The organism is Chryseobacterium sp. SIMBA_029 (assembly GCF_046535275.1).
Taxonomy (GTDB): Bacteria; Bacteroidota; Bacteroidia; order Flavobacteriales; family Weeksellaceae; genus Chryseobacterium.
This window is the reverse complement of sequence record NZ_JAWRXA010000060.1, coordinates 1-396: the sequence shown is the minus strand read 5'-3', so window position 1 is coordinate 396 and position 396 is coordinate 1. Positions and strand designations below refer to the sequence as shown.

1 protein-coding gene is annotated in these 396 nt (G+C 47.5%); it reads right to left on the bottom strand.

The genetic code is table 11. The features are described from left to right. Positions 1 to 214: hypothetical protein (locus SB679_RS23200; protein WP_410704645.1), on the bottom strand; the 214-nt coding region annotated here is incomplete at its 3' end. Between the last annotated feature and the right edge of the window lie 182 nt (positions 215 to 396).

Here is a 396-nt window from a genome sequence, read left to right as displayed (position 1 = left end):
AAAAAATTGGTGAATGAAGACTTAAAAGTCTCTGATTTCCCCAAATCGCGGCCCCCGGCATCCCGAAATAGGACGTTTTCGCCGGCGCCAGCGGGAGACGCATCATTCCGGGACCGGCCGTTGTATTGAAATGTAACGCCGTGAATGCTTGGCGGTGAACGTCTTTCATGTATAGATAAAATGATAATATATCCGCTAAGAAACTGATTACCATGAGCGGCTCTACTTTAGCATTAACACTCTGGTAACCCTCTTCTTTAAGCCGATTGAAACAGCGCCTCGCTAGGTTGAGCCAATCCGATCAACGGCAAACCGTTGGCGGACGTGCTGAACATCAACTGGAGTTAGGAGTTAGATATGACCAAGCTTGTAAGCCGTTTCCTGAAAGACGAATCT